Annotated in this window: 18 protein-coding genes; all 18 read right to left on the bottom strand. The window is 44.5% G+C overall.

The features are described 5' to 3' along the window. Positions 1 to 4: 4 nt before the first annotated feature. The 18 genes from astA to tsaE all read right to left on the bottom strand — a co-directional run bounded on the left by astA (position 5) and on the right by tsaE (position 19,931). The gene (gene astA, locus K0I73_RS03195) at positions 5 to 1,024 is read right to left on the bottom strand and encodes an arginine N-succinyltransferase (RefSeq protein WP_220063102.1); all 1,020 of its coding nucleotides are present in this window, start codon (positions 1,022 to 1,024) and stop codon (positions 5 to 7) included. Between the two features lie 137 nt (positions 1,025 to 1,161). Next, on the bottom strand, positions 1,162 to 2,379 hold the full coding sequence (locus K0I73_RS03190) for an aspartate aminotransferase family protein (protein ID WP_220063101.1): 1,218 nt from the start codon (positions 2,377 to 2,379) through the stop codon (positions 1,162 to 1,164). Between the two features lie 407 nt (positions 2,380 to 2,786). After that, complete coding sequence (locus K0I73_RS03185) at positions 2,787 to 3,932, bottom strand: HDOD domain-containing protein (protein ID WP_220063100.1); 1,146 nt, start codon at positions 3,930 to 3,932, stop codon at positions 2,787 to 2,789. A gap of 143 nt (positions 3,933 to 4,075) precedes the next feature. Next, the gene (locus K0I73_RS03180; protein WP_220063099.1) at positions 4,076 to 6,550 is read right to left on the bottom strand and encodes a S9 family peptidase; all 2,475 of its coding nucleotides are present in this window, start codon (positions 6,548 to 6,550) and stop codon (positions 4,076 to 4,078) included. 171 nt (positions 6,551 to 6,721) lie between these two features. Further along, positions 6,722 to 7,297 carry an anthranilate synthase component II gene (locus tag K0I73_RS03175; protein WP_220063098.1) on the bottom strand — a complete coding sequence of 192 codons (576 nt, stop codon included), beginning with the start codon at positions 7,295 to 7,297 and terminating at the stop codon, positions 6,722 to 6,724. A 283-nt stretch (positions 7,298 to 7,580) separates the two neighbouring features. Next, positions 7,581 to 8,036: a ClpXP protease specificity-enhancing factor gene (locus tag K0I73_RS03170; protein WP_220063097.1), complete on the bottom strand. Its 456-nt coding sequence runs from the start codon at positions 8,034 to 8,036 to the stop codon at positions 7,581 to 7,583. Further along, positions 8,036 to 8,665 (bottom strand): stringent starvation protein SspA, encoded by a 630-nt coding sequence (gene sspA, locus K0I73_RS03165; RefSeq protein ID WP_220063096.1) that lies wholly within the window; start codon positions 8,663 to 8,665, stop codon positions 8,036 to 8,038. Before sspA ends, K0I73_RS03170 begins: the two co-directional genes overlap by 1 nt. Before the next feature lie 110 nt (positions 8,666 to 8,775). Continuing rightward, positions 8,776 to 9,477 (bottom strand): cytochrome c1, encoded by a 702-nt coding sequence (locus K0I73_RS03160; RefSeq protein ID WP_220063095.1) that lies wholly within the window; start codon positions 9,475 to 9,477, stop codon positions 8,776 to 8,778. After that, positions 9,477 to 10,691 carry a cytochrome b gene (locus K0I73_RS03155; RefSeq protein ID WP_220063094.1) on the bottom strand — a complete coding sequence of 405 codons (1,215 nt, stop codon included), beginning with the start codon at positions 10,689 to 10,691 and terminating at the stop codon, positions 9,477 to 9,479. Before K0I73_RS03155 ends, K0I73_RS03160 begins: the two co-directional genes overlap by 1 nt. Then, the gene (gene petA, locus K0I73_RS03150) at positions 10,691 to 11,281 is read right to left on the bottom strand and encodes a ubiquinol-cytochrome c reductase iron-sulfur subunit (protein ID WP_220063093.1); all 591 of its coding nucleotides are present in this window, start codon (positions 11,279 to 11,281) and stop codon (positions 10,691 to 10,693) included. The genes K0I73_RS03155 and petA overlap by 1 nt, the downstream gene beginning before the upstream one ends. 327 nt (positions 11,282 to 11,608) lie before the next feature. Continuing rightward, positions 11,609 to 12,487, bottom strand: a complete 879-nt coding sequence (gene hflC / locus K0I73_RS03145; RefSeq protein WP_220063092.1) for a protease modulator HflC — start codon at positions 12,485 to 12,487, stop codon at positions 11,609 to 11,611. Between the two features lie 2 nt (positions 12,488 to 12,489). Continuing rightward, on the bottom strand, positions 12,490 to 13,632 hold the full coding sequence (hflK, locus tag K0I73_RS03140) for an FtsH protease activity modulator HflK (RefSeq protein WP_220063091.1): 1,143 nt from the start codon (positions 13,630 to 13,632) through the stop codon (positions 12,490 to 12,492). Between the two features lie 43 nt (positions 13,633 to 13,675). Next, entirely contained in the window at positions 13,676 to 14,974 is a 1,299-nt protein-coding gene (hflX, locus tag K0I73_RS03135; protein ID WP_220063090.1) for a ribosome rescue GTPase HflX, read from the bottom strand. A 20-nt stretch (positions 14,975 to 14,994) separates the two neighbouring features. Then, on the bottom strand, positions 14,995 to 15,270 hold the full coding sequence (gene hfq / locus K0I73_RS03130) for an RNA chaperone Hfq (protein ID WP_220063089.1): 276 nt from the start codon (positions 15,268 to 15,270) through the stop codon (positions 14,995 to 14,997). Between the two features lie 92 nt (positions 15,271 to 15,362). Further along, positions 15,363 to 16,253 (bottom strand): tRNA (adenosine(37)-N6)-dimethylallyltransferase MiaA, encoded by an 891-nt coding sequence (gene miaA / locus K0I73_RS03125; RefSeq protein ID WP_434086709.1) that lies wholly within the window; start codon positions 16,251 to 16,253, stop codon positions 15,363 to 15,365. Between the two features lie 28 nt (positions 16,254 to 16,281). Continuing rightward, a complete protein-coding gene (mutL, locus tag K0I73_RS03120) occupies positions 16,282 to 18,138 on the bottom strand; it encodes a DNA mismatch repair endonuclease MutL (RefSeq protein ID WP_220063087.1) in 1,857 nt (618 codons plus the stop codon). 10 nt (positions 18,139 to 18,148) lie between these two features. Then, positions 18,149 to 19,471 carry an N-acetylmuramoyl-L-alanine amidase gene (locus K0I73_RS03115; RefSeq protein WP_220063086.1) on the bottom strand — a complete coding sequence of 441 codons (1,323 nt, stop codon included), beginning with the start codon at positions 19,469 to 19,471 and terminating at the stop codon, positions 18,149 to 18,151. Then, complete coding sequence (gene tsaE / locus K0I73_RS03110; RefSeq protein WP_220063085.1) at positions 19,458 to 19,931, bottom strand: tRNA (adenosine(37)-N6)-threonylcarbamoyltransferase complex ATPase subunit type 1 TsaE; 474 nt, start codon at positions 19,929 to 19,931, stop codon at positions 19,458 to 19,460. Before tsaE ends, K0I73_RS03115 begins: the two co-directional genes overlap by 14 nt. Positions 19,932 to 20,029 lie beyond the last annotated feature (98 nt).

Genomic DNA, 20,029 nt, shown 5'->3' with positions numbered 1-20,029 from the left:
ATTCCTAAATTGCCAAGACGCGGATCTGCTCACCCTGGGCAACCATCAATGCGGTTGCTAGTTCGGATGAAATAGTCACTTCATCGGTTTCATCACTGACCAGCAAATTTGCCGACGTCGCGCGATAATCCGCTAACAAAGTATTTGAGAGGATAAAACTGCTTTTTGATTCTGGCATATCACCGATATTCACGGTCAATAAACGACTCTCTCTAACCGCACGAATATCGTTAAGGTTACACTCTACCGTTGGGCCACCATCGAAAATGTCGACGTAGCCACGGCATCTAAAACCTTCCGCTTGAAGTAGATTCAATGCTGGACGTGTATTGGTGTGCACTTCGCCAATCACCTTCTGCGCTTCTTCAGGCAGCAAGCAAACATAGACGGCATTTTTAGGCATCATCTCGGCCATAAAAGCCTTTTGCCCAAGACCCGACAAGTAGTCCGCTTGCACAAAATCGATTCCTAAGAAGTTCTTCTGTAACCAGCCATAAAAAGGTGAATTACCTTCTGCATCGCTCTCACCACGCATCTCTGCAATCACCACATCACCAAAACGGGCGGCATGTTGCGCTAAAAAGAGAAAGCGGCTACGTGACAGCATACGGCCGTTATTATTTTTACGATAAGACTCACGTAAAAACAGCGTACACAACTCAGCAGAACCAGTGTAATCGTGGCACAACGTTAGCGTTTCAACTTCGTTACGTACGTCTATTTGTTCTGAATAATAAACTTCAGTGCCTAAGCGGTAATGATAAAACGCATCCACCATGCCTACCGCCGCTTCCAGACCACAGGTACCGACCACTTCACCAGTCTCGGTATCTTCGAGCACCATGAGATAGCCTTCATCAAATGGCTTTTCGATCTGTTTAACAAATGACGCCTCGACGCGAGCAATTTTACTTCTTAATAGCGCTTCGTTGACGGGTAAAGACGTGAATCCATGACCTGATTCCACAGCGATTTGATATAGAGCCTCATAATCGCTGGCACGAATGGGACGGATAATTAACATCTTTGGTCTCCTCAGTTTTGCTCGTCACTCAAATGCTAACCCCTGTTAAACATAAGACAGGCATTTAGCATCTGAGGTTCAAGTATTTCTACTGACAAAAAAAAGCGCGAATAACCTATCCGCGCTTAATCTATCTATTAGCCAGCAACCACTTTCGCTACTGCACGTTCGAAGCGAGCAAGACCTTCGGCAATATCGGCCTCAGGAATAACCAGAGAAGGGGTAAAACGAATAACATTTGCACCAGCAATTAGCGTCATTAAGCCTTCAGCGACAGATGCAACCAGGAACTCTTTAGAACGACCTTGATACTGCTCATTCAATACAGCACCGATCAGTAGACCCTGTCCACGGACCATTTCAAAAACATGGTACTTGTCGTTGATCTTGTTCAGACCATCGCGTAGCAGTTGTTCGCGACGCTTAACACCATCAAGTACTTCTGGCGTATTCACAACATCTAGCACAGCATTACCGATAGCACAGGCTAATGGGTTACCACCATAAGTGGAACCGTGAGTACCAATTTTAAGATGTTCAGCGATCTCATTGGTGGTTAACATAGCGGCGATTGGGAAACCGCCACCTAAGGCTTTAGCTGTGGTTAAGATATCTGGCACAACGTCATTACGCATATAGGCATATAGTTCACCTAAACGACCAACACCGGTTTGTACTTCATCGAAAATAACCAATGCATTGTGCTTATCGGCAAGGGCGCGTACGGCTTTCAAGAATTCAATGTCCGCATCGATAATGCCACCTTCGCCTTGAAGCGGTTCTAGCATAATCGCACAAGTCTTATCAGACACTTCTGCTTCTAACGCGGCAATATCATTGAATGGTAAATGGGTAATGCTCTGTGGCTTAGGACCAAAACCATCTGAATAAGCCGCTTGTCCACCGACACTAACGGTAAAGAAAGTACGTCCATGAAAGGCTTTATCGAAAGCGATAATTTGATCTTTTTCAGCACCAAACTTCTCTAAAGCGTAACGACGAGCCAGTTTCAACGCGGCTTCGTTTGCTTCCGCGCCAGAGTTAGCAAAATACACTTTATCAGCAAAGGTCGCATCGACCAGCTTAGTTGCTAGTGCTAACGCAGGCTCGTTTGTCATAACATTAGAAAGATGCCAAAGCTTTTCGCCTTGCTCTTTTAGTGCGCTCACAAGCGCGGGATGACAATGACCTAAACAGTTAACAGCAATACCGCCTGCGAAATCGACGTATTCGTTGCCATCCTGATCCCAAACTCTGCTTCCCTCTCCACGCACAGGAATAACAGCAGATGGTGCATAGTTAGGCACCATTACTTCATCAAATTGGGCTCTGGTTAACGTATTGTTCACACTCATTCCTCTCATCCTTTATTTGTTGCCGATGGCTAAAAAGCCTGTCGTACCCGTCTTTTATCTTAATGATTGCCTATAGCGGCGACGGTTGTTTAGTTATCTTAAGTGACATTAATAACGAAAATGTGATCAAAATACCAGTTTCTTACACTCTAGGTAATGATAGGAAGCATGATTAGTGCATAAAGATTTGAGCTTAAGAGTTATACAAGCGTTTACTGTGGGGGTTTTCGGCATAATTAGTCATAAAAAAGTTTATTTGCGACCATATTTACTAAGCATGCATCAATAGTGCATATGTAAACATCTTACCGTTCCCCTTTCGCTTTCAGGTTTCTTAATTTTGCTGTTTTTTAACACAACAAAGGCAGCCGATAGCTGCCTTATCATTTTCAAAACCCTAAGCTAGTTTAGATTAAGTCGAGTTTTCGATAGTTTTGCCCTTTGAGACGAATAAGCTCTTGCTCTGATAATTCATAATAATCATACATTAAGCGTTTTTCTTTAGGAGAGATCATCCGCATCTCCTCTAACATTAGCACCTTAGCAAAGCAACTGGCCCGAGCAACCAGCGCCGCATAGTCGGATAACTCGCTATAACTTAGGGTCTGGTCTAATTCTGCTTGAACTTGAGTCAAGGCGCTCTGCTTAAAATTGAGCAAGCCTAACAGCTGCCAATTAAGCTTTGGTGCGTGTTTTAGCACTTGTTGGTAGATATTATCTGCTGGAAACTCAGTGGCCAAAACGGCGTCATAAAGCTCTTTATCCCGGCTACTGCTGGCTTCTCTAAGCCAATTACCCCAGATATTCTCATAGACTTTAGCCCCGTTTTTTAAAACGACAGAGGTCCCTAATTGATGCAGCAAGCTACACGTATATGCTAGCGCAGCATCTTGCTCATTTAACTCGGCGAGCGCTTTGGATGCAATTCCAGTTAACATGGCGTAACGCCATAGCTTTCGAGTTGTCCATAATAGGTTAGCATGACCAGTAGGCAACCAATTGCGTAAGCAAAAATAGGGGATCAGCATCCGCAAATTTTCAACACCGATGAAATTAAGCACTAATTTTATTTCGGTGACTTTGACATCGGAACGTTGTTGGCGTTGATGACGAAAAGAAGCGCTGTTAACGATATTGGTTAAATCTCGGCAAAGCCAAGGAAGATCACTGATAAGCAGACGCAATCGGTTTAAATCGAGATTCTTTTGATGCAAGGCTTCTAGCATCAACATCTGATTTTCATTGATCCCGGAGTGCTTTAGTAACAGCTCTGGAGACGCCAATTGGTTATCTAGGGTGGAATTAACCGTAGTAATTAACTGGGCAGATACGGCCTCAAATACTTGTTTAGTTTGAATTTGCTTAGATAAACGCTCAAATACCGCATCTCGCTCAATGGCGAGCTTATTGGCATCGCCTTCAAGTTCTCTATCTAGCTCGTCAAACATAGATGCGGCAGCTTTTTGCTTACCCACTATAACTTGCTTCAACAGCCGATGCTCGATCTCAATAATTATACCGGGGCGTACGCCACCCGAAACGGATTTACCCACCTAACACTGTCTCCACCCAAGCTAATCGACTTAAACTTAGCATATATTACACCAAATCACTGACTTGGAAGAAAATTGATTAACGCCAAACAAAACGGGCCTCCAATGGAGACCCGTTCAATTATTATTTAGCTGAACTCGGATTATTTAAGCTCTTGTTCGAAGAGTTTGAAAATACGGCGATACTCATCTAACCAACTCGATGGTTGACGGAAGCCGTGTGGTTCGACCGGATAAATAGCTGTCTCGAACATCGGCTTCTCAAGCTCTATCAGACGCTGCACTAACCGCACGCTATCTTGAAAGAACACATTATCATCAAGCACACCGCTCATGATAAGCAGCGGTTTTTGTAATCCAGCCGCATGCTCTATCGGAGAACTGCGCTCATAGGCGATAGCATCGATATCAGGCGTGTTTAAGATGTTAGAGGTATAAGGCGCATTATAATGAGCCCAATCACTCACAGGCCTTAGCGCTGCGCCCGCTTGAAACAGTTCAGGTTCAGTAAATAGCGCCATAAACGTTAAGAAGCCACCGTATGAACCACCATAGGTTCCCACACGATTAGCATCGACGTTAGCATTGCTTGCCATCCAACTTACGCCATCTTTCAAGTCTTCAACTTCAGGGTGGCCCATGTTGCGATACACTGCAGTGCGCCAGTCACGTCCATACCCCTTAGATCCCCGATAGTCCATATCCATAACAACATAACCATTTTGAGTTAATAGGTTATGGAACATAAATTCACGGAAGTAACCCGAAAAACCATAATGTGCATTTTGCAGATACCCGGCACCATGGTTAAAGATAACGGCAGGATACTTGTCTGCATTGGCTTTATTATAACCTTGCGGTAAATAGACCCGAGCATAGATATCTTCAGCGCCATGGGTGGATGCTACCTTAACAACTTCTGGCGCTTGCCAAGGATACTGCTTAAACGCCTCACTGGTATAGTGAGTCAACTGTTTCAGTTCACCGCCAATTGCTTGAATAAAGAGTTCACTAGGCTGAGTACGGCGTGATGCATTGAGCAACAATTTAGCCCCGTCTGGGCTCAAGCTATAATCAAGCTGACCATCCCATTGGGTCAATTGCTCACTCTGACCTGAAGCGATTTCGACGCGATATACATTATCTATGCCTGGATGGTCTTTATTGGCTTTGTAATAGATAAACTTAGCTTTAGGCCCCAAGGTGATATCACTAACCACATACTTACCTTGAGTTAATGCTTTAGCCTTACTGCCTTTGGCTTTCAAATAAAGGTGTGAGTATCCCGTTTCTTCAGAAAGGTAATAGAGGGTATCACTGTTAGGTAACCAGCCGAACTGATTAAAGTTGTAGTTTACCCACGCATCATCATGCAACCTATGCTCGGTAATTAGCTTGCCCGCGTTCAAATCGACTCTAGCTAACCAACGATCTTTGTTATCAACAGCTTCAAGCATAATGGCAACTTGGTTAGCATCGCTTTGCCACTGAATTGCACTCTGACTCCAGCCCCAATCTTGCATGAGTTGGACTTTACGTGGCGACTTGTGACTTTTATAGGACTCACCTTTCGCTTTAGCGTTTTCAGCTTTAACCGCGCTAAGCACATCAGCATCGAACCCGTCGAGTCCTTCGATGGTGATGTCACGCTTATCGTGCTGCTTTAAGTCCAGCAACACTAAACGCTCCCCAGGAGGATTATCCTCGGCAACTCTGGCTCGTGCAGGCACTGCATCAACATAGCCTTTACTGCCCAAATAGTTGGGCATGATGTCATGTTCGCTACGCCAACTGTAATTTTTATCGACAAGAGATAAGAGCATGTAACGACCATCGGGTGACAAACTCATCTCAGAAATTACCTCAGCATCACCGAGATACCAGGTTTTAGCTGCAACAGTTGGATCTAACTTAGTGAGTTCGGTTTGATATTGCTCTTTTTGCTTAGCATTACTTTGTTGTAATGCCACATACTCGATCAATCTATGCTGCTGCTTGGCGATATAGCTATCGGGATCTTGAACACCCTCAGGGGCTTTAGTCATTTTGATATTCGCAAGCTGCTCATATAAGCCAGTATCTTGATGGATCCTAAATACCTGCTCTCCCTGCCAATAGGCTATATCACCATTATCTAAAAAACGAACCCCATCAACATTGGTATTCTGCCGAGTTAACTGACGTACCGCACCTGTTGCGAGCTCTTTCACAAACAAGTTACCTTGATAGATGAAAGCTTTATGGCTGCGACTGGTGTCATAAACACCTCGCTGCTGATCGGCAAGATGTAGCTGTTCAATGGTCAGCTGTGTCGCGTTCATCGCATCAAGAGGTTGCTGGTAGTAATCCCGTAACGGTGAACTATGTGGCTGGCGAGCAAAATAGACAGACCGACTGTCATCGCTCCAATATTCACCTTTAGCGAAAATGCCCATCCAATCGGGATTAGCCATAATTTGATTGAGCGTTAATTGCTGCTCAACCCTTGGCGGTGTAACTAAAGAGACAGACACTGAATTAATCGCCTGAGATGATTCATCTTGGGGAGTGGCGGCACATCCCCCTAAAATGGTGAGGGTCAATATACTTAGACCAAAACCACGAAAAGCACCCTTCATCTTGCTTCCTTATCGTTATTTTGCACAAGCAGCTTTCGCTGCTTAGGCAGTTATTTTGCTGCCTTTTATATCATAAAATAACGGAGAAACGCGGATGTTAACTGATAAATCTTGTAACAGTTTGAAAAGGAAATCGACAATTTAGGGGCAACGGTTAACAAGTAACACAGATTAGCGAGATTGTTCCACAAAGTTCTTTAGCAATTCTAACCCTTGCTCAGTCAATATTGATTCAGGATGAAACTGCACGCCATATATGGGCAAACTACGATGGCTCATCGCCATAATTTCTCGGCCATGCACAGGGTCATCATACCAAGCATCAAGCTCAAACTCCTCAGGTACCTTATCAACTAGCAAGGAGTGATACCTAGTCACTTTGAGTGGTTGGTTCAGGTTGGTAAACAAACCAATACTACGATGAGCTATGGAACTGGTTTTACCGTGCATCACTCGCTTGGCACGTACAACATTTGCGCCAAACACTTGTGCAATGGCCTGATGCCCCAAACAAACCCCTAGTATCGGCAGTCTGCCCGCAAAATGTTTAATGGCAGCCAATGAAATACCCGCCTCATTAGGCGAGCAAGGGCCTGGAGAGATCACTAATAATGTCGGCGACAAGGCCTCAATCTGATCTAATGTGATTTCATCATTACGCTTAACGACGATCTCTTGCCCTAGCTGCTGAAAATACTGCACTAAGTTAAAGGTAAAAGAGTCATAGTTGTCGATCATTAAGATCATATTATTGTTCGCACACCAGACATATTAAGAGGTTATTTATTGGCGCAGATGCTAACACAGAGTCATACCAATCAGTATAACAAAGTGCACGACTCAGCGTATTTTTTGACAACGAATTCAAGCCAAATAGATGAAGTAATGGTTGTTTATTGGCGACGACATTCAGCCACGATATCTGTCAAAGACGTCGGCCAATACACAGGTTAACGAGTCAATTTTAGCGACAAAAAAACCAGCCTCTTGGCTGGTTTTCATCACAACGTCATACCTACTTAGCTACTAGCTACTTAACCACGGTAAGGTGACCTCGACGCTTAGGCTTAGCTTCTTCTGTCGCTGACTTCACCTCAGACTCTGCCGCAGGTTTATCGTCGACAACCGACAGACCAGTATCTTCAGCTTCTGGCGCCAACTGATACGCCTCTTCCTGATCGAAGACAGTACCTGCACCATTTTCCCGTGCATAGATAGCAACGATTGAAGCCATAGGTAATAAAACCTGTTGAGGTACGCCGCCAAAGCGAGCATTAAACTCAATAAAGTCATGACCTATCTGAAGATTACCTACTGCACTAGCGGTAATGTTAAGCACTATCTGCCCATCTTTAACATATTGCTGCGGCACTTGTGTACCTGGAACATAAGCGTCCACCACTACATGTGGTGTCAGTTCATTGTCCATTAACCAGTCATAATATGCCTGTAGCAAATATGGACGATTAGGTGTCATCGGCTTCATTAGATACCCATGCGCATTTCGCGCTCGGCTTCTGTTAATGATGCTTTGAATGATTCACGATCAAAAATACGCGTCATATAGGCTTTAACTTCTTTTGCTGTACGGCTATCGAGTTCGATACCCAATACAGGCAAACGCCAAAGTAGTGGTCCTAGGTAACAATCTGCTAAGCCAAACTCTTCTGCCATGAAATAAGGCATTTCATTAAAGATTGGCGAAATAGAAGTTAGGCTCTCTTGTAACTGTTTACGAGCAGCATCGGCGCGATCACCATTACGGATACGATCGACCAAAGTGTACCAATCGTTTTCGATACGATGCATCATCAAACGAGTCTGACCACGTGACACAGGATAAACAGGCATTAGTGGCGGATGAGGAAAACGCTCATCTAGATATTCCATAATAATACGTGAGTTATATAGGACAAGTTCACGATCAACGAGTGTAGGAACTGTATTATATGGATTTAGCTCAATTAGATCTTCAGGCATCTCGCTAGGGTCAACCTGCAGAACATCGACAGTTACTCCTTTTTCAGCCAAGACAATACGGACTTGGTGACTATAGAGATCGTCTGCGCCTGAAAACAGGGTCATGATTGAGCGTTTATTGGCAGCAACAGCCATTGATACCCTCCAAAATTAAAATCAAAAAGCTAAAAAAAGCAAAAAACAAACGAGGGGCAAAGCCCCCCGTTTAGAATATGCGGATAATACATTCTAACCTTTATTGGGGGTTAGTGTACATCTTTCCAATACTCTTTCTTTAGGAGGTAGGCCACAATAAAGAAAATAAACAGGAAGCCCATAACCCACCAACCTAAGCTTTCACGCTCAAGTTTAACTGGTTCACCCGAATAAACGAGGAAACCGGTGATATCACGAACCACTTGATCATATTCTTCTGCAGTTAACTTACCGCCCGTAGCGACTAAAGTGCCATCTTCTTGCTTAACAGATAGACCTTGTAACTCTTGCAGAACATGAGGCATTGCTACCGAAGGAAATACGGTATTGTTGACGCCAAAAGGACGACTATCATCTTGATAGAAGCTCTTCAGGTAGGTGTAGATCCAATCTTCACCACGCACACGAGCAACCAGAGTTAAATCCGGAGGTGCTGCGCCAAACCATTTTGCCGCATAAACTTCAGGAATCGCATTTTCCATCAGATCGCCAACTTTAGCGCCCTCAATAAACATATGTTTATTACGCATATCATCTATTGAAATGCCTAAGTCTTCAGCAACACGATTATAGCGTTGGTATTGAGTGCTATGACAACCAGAGCAATACTGCTGGAATGACTCTAAACCACGCTGCAGTGACTCTGTATCTTTAAGATCGACGTTAGCACTTTCTAAATGTACATGTGCTCCACCTGCAGCAAAGGCAATAGATGGCACCAATGTAACTAATGCAATTAATAATTTCTTCATTAGTGAGTCAACCTCTCTGGTACAGGCTTAGTTTTCTCGTTCTTGCTATAAATCCATAAAGCAAGGAAGAAGCCGAAGTATGTCAGAGTAAAAATACGTGCAGCAATTGTTAACGCTGGCGTTGCTGGAACCGCACCTAAGTAACCTAAAGCAATGAAAGATACAGCAAACTGACCTATGTTCAGTTTATGGATCATGCTACGGTAACGCACAGATTTAACCTTGCAGCGATCTAACCATGGCAATACGAACAACACAGCAATAGCTAAGCCCATGCCAACAACACCTAACAACTTGTCAGGGATCGCACGCAAAATCGCATAGAATGGCGTGAAGTACCACACTGGCGCAATATGCGGCGGTGTCTTCATCGGGTTCGCCGCTTCGAAGTTTGGCTTCTCGAGGAAATATCCACCACCTTCAGGCATAAAGAACAGCACATAACAGAAGACGATCAGGAAGCCAGCGACACCCATGATATCTTTAACTGTGTAGTAAGGGTGGAATGGGATACCATCTTTTGGCCAACCATTCTCATCTTTGTTCTTCTTAATTTCGATACCGTCAGGGTTGTTAGAACCCACTTCGTGTAACGCGATTAAGTGTAGGAATACCAACACAACCAACACCAATGGCAGCGCAATAACATGCAATGCAAAGAAACGGTTTAGTGTCGCGCCAGAAACAACGAAGTCACCACGGATCCATAGTGTTAAATCATCACCAATCACAGGGATCGCGCCAAATAGCGAGATAATTACCTGAGCTCCCCAGTAAGACATCTGTCCCCAAGGCAGTAGGTAACCCATGAAAGCTTCAGCCATCAACACTAGGAAGATCAACATACCAAACAACCAGAGAAGCTCTCTAGGCTTTTGGTATGAGCCGTAGATAAGACCACGGAACATGTGCAGATAGATAACAACGAAGAAGGCAGATGCCCCCGTAGAATGCATATAACGCAGCAACCAGCCATATTCAACATCACGCATGATGTATTCAATAGAAGCAAATGCGCCTTCAGCAGTTGGAACATAGTTCATGGTTAACCAGATACCAGTAAGTAGCTGGTTAACAAGTACCAACATGGCTAGCGAGCCAAAGAAGTACCAAAAGTTAAAGTTAGTTGGCGTAGCATATTGTCCGACATGACGGTTATAAGTTGCCGTCATCGGGATGCGTGCATCAATCCAATCAATAATATTCTTAACCATTACGCAGCCCCCTGATCGACACCGATAATCACGTTGCCGTCATCAATATATTGATGAGGTGGAACAACAAGGTTCAATGGAGCTGGTACGCCTTGGAATACGCGACCTGCCATATCAAACTTAGAACCATGACATGGACAGAAGAAACCAGACGCAACACCTTCAACCTGCTCACCAAAAGTATCGGGGAGATACGTAGGAGAACAACCTAGGTGAGTACAAAGACCTACAGCGATAAAGAACTCAGGCTTAATTGAACGAACGGCATTCTGCGCATAGACAGGTTGCTGCTCTTCAGTTGAGCTTGGATCACGTAGCTTATCATCATGTGTGGCAAGACCTTTTAAGATCTCTTCTGTGCGACGGACAACCCATACAGGCTTTCCACGCCACTCAACACGGATCAGCTGACCCGGCTCGACTTTACTAATATTTACTTCAACCGGCGCACCTGCAGCTTTCGCTTTGGCACTCGGATTCCATGACTTTATAAACGGAACCGCCACAGCGACGGCACCAGCACCACCTACTACGGCGGTTGCTGCGGTCAGAAATCTGCGACGTCCGGTATCGACTGGCGCATTGCTCATCCACTTATCTCCAGAGAGTGTTGGAATTTTTGTTTTAAAAATTTTTGAAAATGGGGTTTTACCCCAAAGAGCAAAAATCAAATTTGAGGCGGGGCTCATTATAGCCAAAAATTAGAAGCAGATCATAGTAAAACAAAGAACAAAGTTAACTATGTAAGCAAAATAGCCTATCTTGAGCATTATGCTTAACAACAAAGTCAGCATATAGCCCATTTTCATCCTGTATAAATAGCTAAAAAACAAATAACAACTTTATCTAAATTAGTTATTTAGTAAAGCAAACATAAAAAAAGCCCGAACTAGTCGGGCTTTTTAAAATTATAATGCTTATTTGCCTTTGGCGTGCTTCATATATTTAAAGAAGTCGCTGTCAGGTTCTAACACCATGACGTTAGAACCACTTTCAAAGCTTGCCTTATATGCTTCTAAGCTACGTAAGAATGAGTAAAACTCAGGATCTTTATTGTAAGCGTCCGCATAAATCTTAGCTGCAATCGCATCCCCCTCACCACGAACCGCTAAGGCTTTACGCTCGGCTTCCGCAATTTGGATAGTCACGCTTGCATCAGTCTTTGCACGAATGATTTCAGACTGCTCTCTACCTTGCGCACGATGCTCTTTCGCTACCGCGGTACGTTCGGCACGCATACGCTGGTAGATACTTGAACTCACGTTTGCCGGTAAATTAATCTGCTTTACACGCACATCGACGACTTCGATCCCCAAGTCTTTGGCGCTATCAGACGCATTTCTTAAGGCATCTTGTTGCAATTCATCACGACTACCAGAAACAATGTCTTTGATAGTGCGGCGACCGAACTCAGTACGCAAATCGTTATTTATCTTACGTTGCAGTAAAGACTCAGCCTGAACCTTGTTACCGCCATTCGTGGCAAGATAGTATTTTTCATGATCTAAAATACGCCACTTAACGTACGAATCGACCATCAAATCTTTCTTTTCTGATGTCACAAAACGATCGGCTGCACCATCCATTGTTTGGATACGTGAATCTAAGAATTTAATCTTATCGATCATTGGCAACTTAATATGTAAGCCCGGCTGATAGATCCGCGTTACACCATCATCTTTCAAGATCTTACCAAAACGAGAAACAATGGCTCGCTCGCCTTCATTTACCACTAACAATGATGACAAGCCGATAGCGATCAAAATCGCCGCAATAATTACTGAAAATCTACCCATGATTAGTTTCTCCCCTGGCGAATATTGTCGCTACGAGAAGGACGCCCATCAAGTGGCATTCCAACACTATTAACTACGCTATTGACAGAATCGGTAGATGACTCGCTAACAACCGCTTTAGGTTGCTTAGCTGACCTACCCTGCTCCATTAACTTGTCCAAAGGTAGATACATCATATTGCCATTGCTTTTAGCATCAACCAAAACCTTATTGGCTCCAGAATAAACCTTAGACATAGCGTCGATGTAAAGACGATTACGAGTCACTTCTGGTGCAGCTCTGTATTCAGGTAAAAGCTGTTCAAAACGAACCACTTTACCGCGAGCTTCAAGAATTTCACGTTGTTTATACGCGTTAGCTTGTTGCTCCATACGCTGAACAGTACCGCGAGCCTTTGGTTCAATCTCACGAGAGTAAGCCTCGGCTTCACGAATAAAGCGCTGCTCATCTTCCTGTGCTGAAATGGCATCATCAAACGCATCTTTCACCTCTTCAGGTGGACGCGCAGGCAAGAAGTTGACATCACGGATCTCAATACCCAGATTATAGGGCTCGATAATGCGATTCACTTCATCCCAAGTATCACGACGAATCTGATCTCGACCAGTGGTCAAGATGTCATCCATCCTGTTGTGACCAACCACATAGCGCAACGCACTATCGGTCGCTTCACGTAAACTTGAATTAGCATCAACGGCACTAAACATGTAGCGATAAGGATCGACTACAATATATTGCACATCAAGCTCAACCAATACCACGTTTTCGTCAGCGGTAAGCATGCTTCCTGATGCAGGTATAGAGCGAACGTTACTCACGTTCACAGGAAAAACCTCATCAATAAAGGTCGCTTTCCACTGTAGACCAGGCTCTACTTGACCAATATATTGACCAAAACGCAATGCCACGCCTTTCTCAGCTTCTTTAACCGTATAGAAACCTGACAGTCCCCATACAACCACTGCGATGCCTAATACAATAACGAATCCTAATGCACTGAATCCACCGCCAGAACCATTACCTTTGCCGCCAAAGCGTTTAGAGATATTCTTAAACACTTCGTCAAGATCTGGTGGCCCCTTGTCATTGCCGTTTTTGTTTCCCCAAGGGTCTTGCCCCTTGTTACCGGGCTCGTTCCAAGCCATTTATCACTCCATAGGTGTATGAAATAAACGAGATTACTAAAAACTACTCTACTGCTGCTGTTTCAACAATAAAGGTTTCCAACTCCCCTTGGCTCTGCTTCGTTAATCGATGCCAATCGGCCTCCAATAAACGTACAGACAAAATACAGTTCCCCAGATCGTCATACTCTTTCTGCTGTATCACATCCAGTCGATAAAACTGACCAAGATAATGCCCAGCCGTCGCTGGGATTTGCAAGGTTAACTCTAAAATGACACGTCCAACAATTTTGTTGATTGCCTCTTCGAGTATTTCCAAGCCTTTTTGCTGTTGAGCCGAAACCCAAACACGCGTGGGAACCCCTTCATCATCGTAATCGATCTTAGGGCCCACATCTTCCAATAGGTCAATCTTATTACAGACAACCAATTGTGGAATATCATCAGCACCAATCTCTTTGAGTACAAGCTGAACTTGCTCAAAGTTATCACCCATGTTTTCATCAGCACAATCGACAATGTGCAGTAACAGATCAGCTTCACGGGTTTCTTGTAACGTCGCCTTAAATGCCGCAACAAGATCATGAGGTAAATGCCGAATAAAACCAACGGTATCGGCTAAAATCACCGGACCGTCTTTTAACTCTAACTTTCTTAACGTTGGATCAAGGGTAGCAAATAATTGATCTGCGGCATAAACCTCAGAAACTGTGAGCGAGTTAAACAGTGTTGACTTACCCGCATTGGTATAACCCACTAAAGAAACCGTGGCTAATTCACTCCGCTGACGAGCTCGTCGACTCTGCTCTCGCTGTTTATCGACCTTCTCCAGACGCTTGTTAATGGTCTTAATACGACCACGCAATAGACGCCTATCAGTTTCAAGCTGTGTTTCACCTGGGCCGCGCAGGCCGATCCCGCCTTTTTGTCTTTCTAGGTGGGTCCAACCTCGAATAAGGCGCGTCGACATGTGGCGCAATTGCGCTAGCTCCACCTGTAACTTACCTTCATAAGTACGTGCGCGTTGGGCAAAAATATCAAGGATCAATGTAGTGCGATCTAATACACGGCATTGACACACCTGCTCAAGATTTCTCTCTTGCGCAGGGCTTAGTGGATGATTAAAAATCACCACAGTGGCTTCTGTTGCAGCAACAAGCGCTGCTAACTCTTCCGCTTTACCTGAACCAACAAAAAACTTACGATCTGGAGAGCGACGACTTCCCGTTATCACACCAACGGTTTCAGCACCTGACGACTCAACTAATAAACGAAGCTCAGTAATATCTTCTCTACTGTCTTCATCCGAAAAGTCGATATGAACAAGAACTGCAGCATCTCCCGCTTCATAGCGATCAAACAAAAAGCAAACTCCTCAGGAAATTACTCAGCACTATCATCTTGCGGTGCGTTATAACCGCCAGCTTGATTTGGTGTGTGGTGGTTGCTAACGTTAAATGGGCGCGCAGGTACCACAGTAGAAATAGCGTGCTTATATACCATCTGGCTGACAGTATTCTTCAATAAAATAACAAACTGATCGAATGACTCAACCTGTCCTTGAAGCTTGATACCGTTAACAAGGTAGATAGATACCGGAACGCGTTCACGTCGTAATGCGTTCAAAAATGGGTCTTGTAAAGATTGCCCCTTTGCCATTATGTAATTTCCTTTTTATTAAAATTAAATAAAACCTAATACAGCATCAATTTCTGGTTTGGTTTTAGTATTATATAGAGTGAATGAATTAGCTAGCGACAATACTGTTTTAGTCGGGCTAGATTTGATTCATTGCCACTCTCTAGCCAATTTAGCTCAGACCACCCTCGCAACCATGTTAATTGACGCTTAGCCAATTGCCTAGTCGCAACAACAGATTTTTCGACCATAGTATCATAGTCATAGTCGCCATCGAGATATTGCCAAGCCTGGCGATAACCAACACAACGCATCGAAGGAAGGTCTAAATGCAGATCGGATCGCGCTTTTAACCCCTCGACCTCTTCGATAAAACCTTGACTTAACATTAACTTAAATCGTTCTGCTATAGCGAGATGCAACACTTTACGGTCGTTAGGCGCGATGCCAAATTGCACAACCGAATAGGGTAATGCTTCTGATTTAACTTCAGTTAACTCAGTAAGGCTTTTACCACTGATACGATAAACCTCTAACGCTCTCGATAATCGCTGCGGATCATTCGGATGAATCCGCTGCGCAGAGACAGGATCAACCTGTTGCAACTCTTGATGCAAGACTTGCCAACCAAGGGTTTCAGCTTGCTTCGCTATTTCAGCACGGATCTGCTCATTAGCTGCAGGTAATGGCGACAAGCCTTCCAATAGCGCCTTAAAATAGAGCATGGTGCCGCCCACTAACAATGGGGTCTTACCTGCATCAATAATATCTTCGATCTCAATAAGCGCATCACGACGAAAATCCGCCGCAGAATAGCTCTCACTGGGATCGCGAATATCAATCAGCCGATGCGGTGCTCGGCTAAGCTCCTCGGCGTTAGGTTTAGCGCTACCAATATCCATGCCACGGTAGATCAATGCCGAATCCACAGAGATAATTTCACACTGATGCTTTTCGACGAGTTCAATAGCTAGCGCCGTCTTACCGGAGGCCGTCGGTCCCATAAGGGTCAAGATTGTCGGCTTGTTGTTGCTATTCACTCGTTTGCTCACCTAACCAATTCTGCCAAGGTAAAACCTTAGACTCAGATATAATATGTTGTTGCTGCGACTCTGATAATTGACAGAACTCAGTCCAAAGTATTACCGCTGAACTAAAACTCGCTCTGCTCTGTGCGACTAACCAGTTGGTGATCGCTTCATCTGCAGGTTCTTCAAAACGAATCCATTGTAAAAACTCAGGTATCACATTAGCCAACTGACTCTGCCTTAGATATGGGGGCACTTTTTTAATAATCAACTGACCAAGACGAATAGTTAACTCTATTCCTAACTTTCTAATAAGCAGCTCTCTTTGGGCTATGGTCTCTTGCCAATCATCATCGACTTTTATCGATACTGGCATTAATAGTGGCTGACCAACAAGTCCCGATGATAGCTTGCTGCTAATTTGGCTACGAGCGACTTCGTCGGCAACCATTGAAAATGGGATCAATCGTAGCTCATCGGCTTCGGTTATTACCCAAAACTTGCCCGCAAGCACAGCCGGCATAGCTTTAGCGTCCACAGGCTTGTCTTCATGACACCTTAAATTAGGCGTTGTCATCAATTGAGCATAGTTATTGAGCGCGGCTTGCGACGGTAACTCGGGCCCGCGATAGCTATCGGCTCTCCCGCCTCGATTGCTGTAATCTCCGGCATAAGCAACAGAAGCACGCTCGCGGACTCCCGATTGAATTGTTGGTGCCGACCAAGATAATGCCCCATTTCCCCGATCATGACGAACAGACAACTCATTAAGACTAGGTTTAATTGCTTGGGTGCCATAACCCTCGTCGACTTGCGCGTCATCCCCGACCGCTAAGCAACCTTCTTCAGATGTTAGTGGCAGTTGTTCAGCTTGGGACAATGCAGACTGTAATGCCTGCAGAATAAAATCATGCACATAACGACTTTCATGAAATCTCACCTCATGCTTAGCCGGGTGAACATTCACATCCACCTGATGCGGGTCGAGATTAAGCATCAGCACATAACCCACTTGAATACCTTCAAGTTGCTGTGCAAATGCCTGTCTAACGGCATGGTTAACTAAACGATCGCGAACTAATCGACCATTGACATAAAAATACTGAGTATCGCTAGAGTTCGCTTCAAAATAGGGCGATTGAATATAACCTGTTAACTGTAAGCCATTGTGTTCACAATCCACAGCTAATGCTTGCTCGGCAAACTGTTTGCCACTGATCTGGGCTAATCGTTGCAGGTACTGCTGCTCATTTTTAGCGGGACGATAATGACGAACCATCTTACCATTATGCTTTAGCATAAAATGGATATCCCGGCGCACCAGCGCAATGCGCTTTAACCATTCATCAATATGAGTGAACTCAGTCTTATCACTTTTAAGGAAACGACGCCGAGCTGGTGTATTAAAGAAAAGGTCAACCGCTTCAACCGTTGAGCCCACAGGATGGGCAGCTGGGATCACCTTAACCGCCATATCAGAGCCTTCGGCATAAGCCTGCCACGCCTCAGCTTGTTCGGCGGTGCGCGAAGTCAGAGTCAAACGCGACACTGAACTAATACTCGCAAGGGCCTCTCCGCGAAAACCAAAGCTTAAAATAGCATCGAGATCATCTAAGGTCGCCAGCTTCGAAGTCGCATGACGTGATAGGGCGAGGTTGAGTTGCTCTTTTGGGATCCCAGATCCATTGTCCTGGATCTTAATCAGCTTGCTACCGCCCTTGTCGATCTCAATATCGACCCTGGTCGCGCCAGCATCTAAACTATTTTCCACCAACTCTTTAATCACCGAAGCTGGACGCTCAACCACCTCCCCCGCTGCGATTTGGTTAGCAAGCTGTGGAGGCAAAATTTTAATCGACATTTTGACTCCTTTAAGCGCGAGGGATTACCAGTTTCTGGCCGATGCGTAACGTATTTGAGGTTAATTTATTCGCCTTTTTTATACTGGCTATCGATACTTGGTAACGATGCGCAATAACAGACAAGGATTCACCCTTTGCCACCTTGTGACTGGTGGCGCTATTTTTAGCCATTAGCGTATTTGCTGGCGGATTGTTTTCAAAATAACGAACAACCCCTTTATGTACCGCGTTTGCGATATTATTTTGATGCTCCCGCTGAGTTAGCAGCCGCTCCTCCTTATGATTAGAAATAAAACCCGTTTCAACCAATATGGAAGGGATGTCTGGGGATTTGAGCACCGCAAAGCTTGCCGCTTCAGGCTGATGCTTGTGTAACTTGGTTACTCTACCCAAATTAGACAATACATCACCTGCAATGTTGTGGCTGATGGCCATAGAGCGATCCATCGACATATCCAGCAAAGTCATGGCCAAATACTGTTCGTTGTCCGTGTTTTGAATAATCTCACCAGCACCACCTAAGAGCTCAGAATGCTTCTCTTTTTGTTCCAACCAACGACCAATTTCACTGTTTGCACGGCGCATCGATAATACCCAGACCGATGCCCCTTGCGGCTGAGGTGAGGTAAACGCATCGGCATGAATCGAGACCAGCAGATCGGCTTTACTATTGCGCGCGATTTCAGAGCGTTTATTTAAGTTAACAAAATAATCACCAGAGCGTGTCATCACCGCTTTCATGCCTGGAGTCGCATTAATTTTTGCTTCGACTTTCTTCGCAATTTGAAGCACGACCTTCTTCTCATAAGTACCCGATGGGCCTATTGAACCAGGATCATCGCCCCCATGACCGGCGTCAATGGCAACGATAACATCTCTCATTTCTTCAGAAGGGGTTACTTTTGGAGCCTGCTTGGCGCCACCAGCACCACTATCAAGATCAACGACTAAACGATTGCCGTATGGCGCGGTGGGAGACAATGCAAAAAGATTGGCTTTCGCAGGCTTAACGAGATCAATAACCAGACGTAGGGTACCTTTCGACGGAGGCTGGGAAATACGCACCTTTTTGACAAGCTTACTATTATTCTCAATCTTACTCAGGTCTATTTTTGTCGCGCTAGAGCTCAAATCAACCACGAGACGATATGGACTGGTAAGGGTGAAATGAGTGTATTTAGGCGCTTCACTCAGATCAAAAACCACCCGAGTCGACTCAGGCGCCGCCCAAATACGCACACCTTCTAACTTATTGGCACTGTGTGCGATTATCGGCACGCATAACAGCAACAGGATTAAAACAGATTTTATAATAGGATCAATTCTTATCATTATTATGTAGGCTATCTAACAACGTCTGACCTGCAAGGGTTTGTGGAGTAAGATTAACCTCTCGCCCCTCATTAAGGTACTTTATATCAATCAATAAATCGGCTTCGGGTAAAATGCCTGCGCCTTTATCAGGCCACTCAACGATACATAAACTCGACGCGGCAAAATAATCTCTTATGCCCATAAACTCTAACTCTTCAGGATCACTTAATCGATACAAATCAAAATGAAACACATCTATTCCATTTAATTCATAGGGTTCGACAAGCGTATAAGTCGGACTCTTTACTGCCCCGCAGTGGCCTAAACTTTGAATCAAGCCACGACTAAATGTGGTTTTTCCCGCACCTAATTCACCACTAAGATAGAGGGTCAGAGGCGGTTTAATCGCCTGTGCTAACTTGCTACCTAAGCTAACCGTTTCAGACTCATTTTCAAGATAAACTTTCACTGGCACCATCACTTATTCGCCGCAACCCATGTATCACAACCCTCTTATAACCAGATACTTTACCCGAAAGTGATCGCTAGCTAAACAAACATTAGCGCTTTTTAACC

The organism is Shewanella mesophila (assembly GCF_019457515.1).
Taxonomy (GTDB): domain Bacteria; phylum Pseudomonadota; class Gammaproteobacteria; order Enterobacterales; family Shewanellaceae; genus Shewanella; species Shewanella mesophila.
The sequence above is the reverse complement of the archived record's forward strand: the minus strand, read 5'-3'. Positions and strand labels throughout refer to the sequence as shown.

Bases quoted from the DNA above. Each gene is read 5' to 3' on its own strand.
- K0I73_RS03180 (WP_220063099.1), bottom strand. From the start codon at position 6,550: ATGAAGGGTGCTTTTCGTGGTTTTGGTCTAAGTATATTGACCCTCACC.
- K0I73_RS03155 (WP_220063094.1), bottom strand. From the start codon at position 10,691: ATGGTTAAGAATATTATTGATTGGATTGATGCACGCATCCCGATGACG.
- astA (WP_220063102.1), bottom strand. From the start codon at position 1,024: ATGTTAATTATCCGTCCCATTCGTGCCAGCGATTATGAGGCTCTATAT.
- K0I73_RS03115 (WP_220063086.1), bottom strand. From the start codon at position 19,471: ATGATAAGAATTGATCCTATTATAAAATCTGTTTTAATCCTGTTGCTG.
- hfq (WP_220063089.1), bottom strand. From the start codon at position 15,270: ATGGCAAAGGGGCAATCTTTACAAGACCCATTTTTGAACGCATTACGA.
- hflC (WP_220063092.1), bottom strand. From the start codon at position 12,487: ATGGGTAGATTTTCAGTAATTATTGCGGCGATTTTGATCGCTATCGGC.
- K0I73_RS03170 (WP_220063097.1), bottom strand. From the start codon at position 8,036: ATGAAGCCGATGACACCTAATCGTCCATATTTGCTACAGGCATATTAT.
- mutL (WP_220063087.1), bottom strand. From the start codon at position 18,138: ATGTCGATTAAAATTTTGCCTCCACAGCTTGCTAACCAAATCGCAGCG.
- petA (WP_220063093.1), bottom strand. From the start codon at position 11,281: ATGAGCAATGCGCCAGTCGATACCGGACGTCGCAGATTTCTGACCGCA.
- miaA (WP_434086709.1), bottom strand. From the start codon at position 16,253: ATGGGACCGACGGCCTCCGGTAAGACGGCGCTAGCTATTGAACTCGTC.
- K0I73_RS03175 (WP_220063098.1), bottom strand. From the start codon at position 7,297: ATGATCTTAATGATCGACAACTATGACTCTTTTACCTTTAACTTAGTG.
- K0I73_RS03190 (WP_220063101.1), bottom strand. From the start codon at position 2,379: ATGAGTGTGAACAATACGTTAACCAGAGCCCAATTTGATGAAGTAATG.
- hflK (WP_220063091.1), bottom strand. From the start codon at position 13,632: ATGGCTTGGAACGAGCCCGGTAACAAGGGGCAAGACCCTTGGGGAAAC.
- sspA (WP_220063096.1), bottom strand. From the start codon at position 8,665: ATGGCTGTTGCTGCCAATAAACGCTCAATCATGACCCTGTTTTCAGGC.
- tsaE (WP_220063085.1), bottom strand. From the start codon at position 19,931: ATGGTGCCAGTGAAAGTTTATCTTGAAAATGAGTCTGAAACGGTTAGC.
- K0I73_RS03160 (WP_220063095.1), bottom strand. From the start codon at position 9,477: ATGAAGAAATTATTAATTGCATTAGTTACATTGGTGCCATCTATTGCC.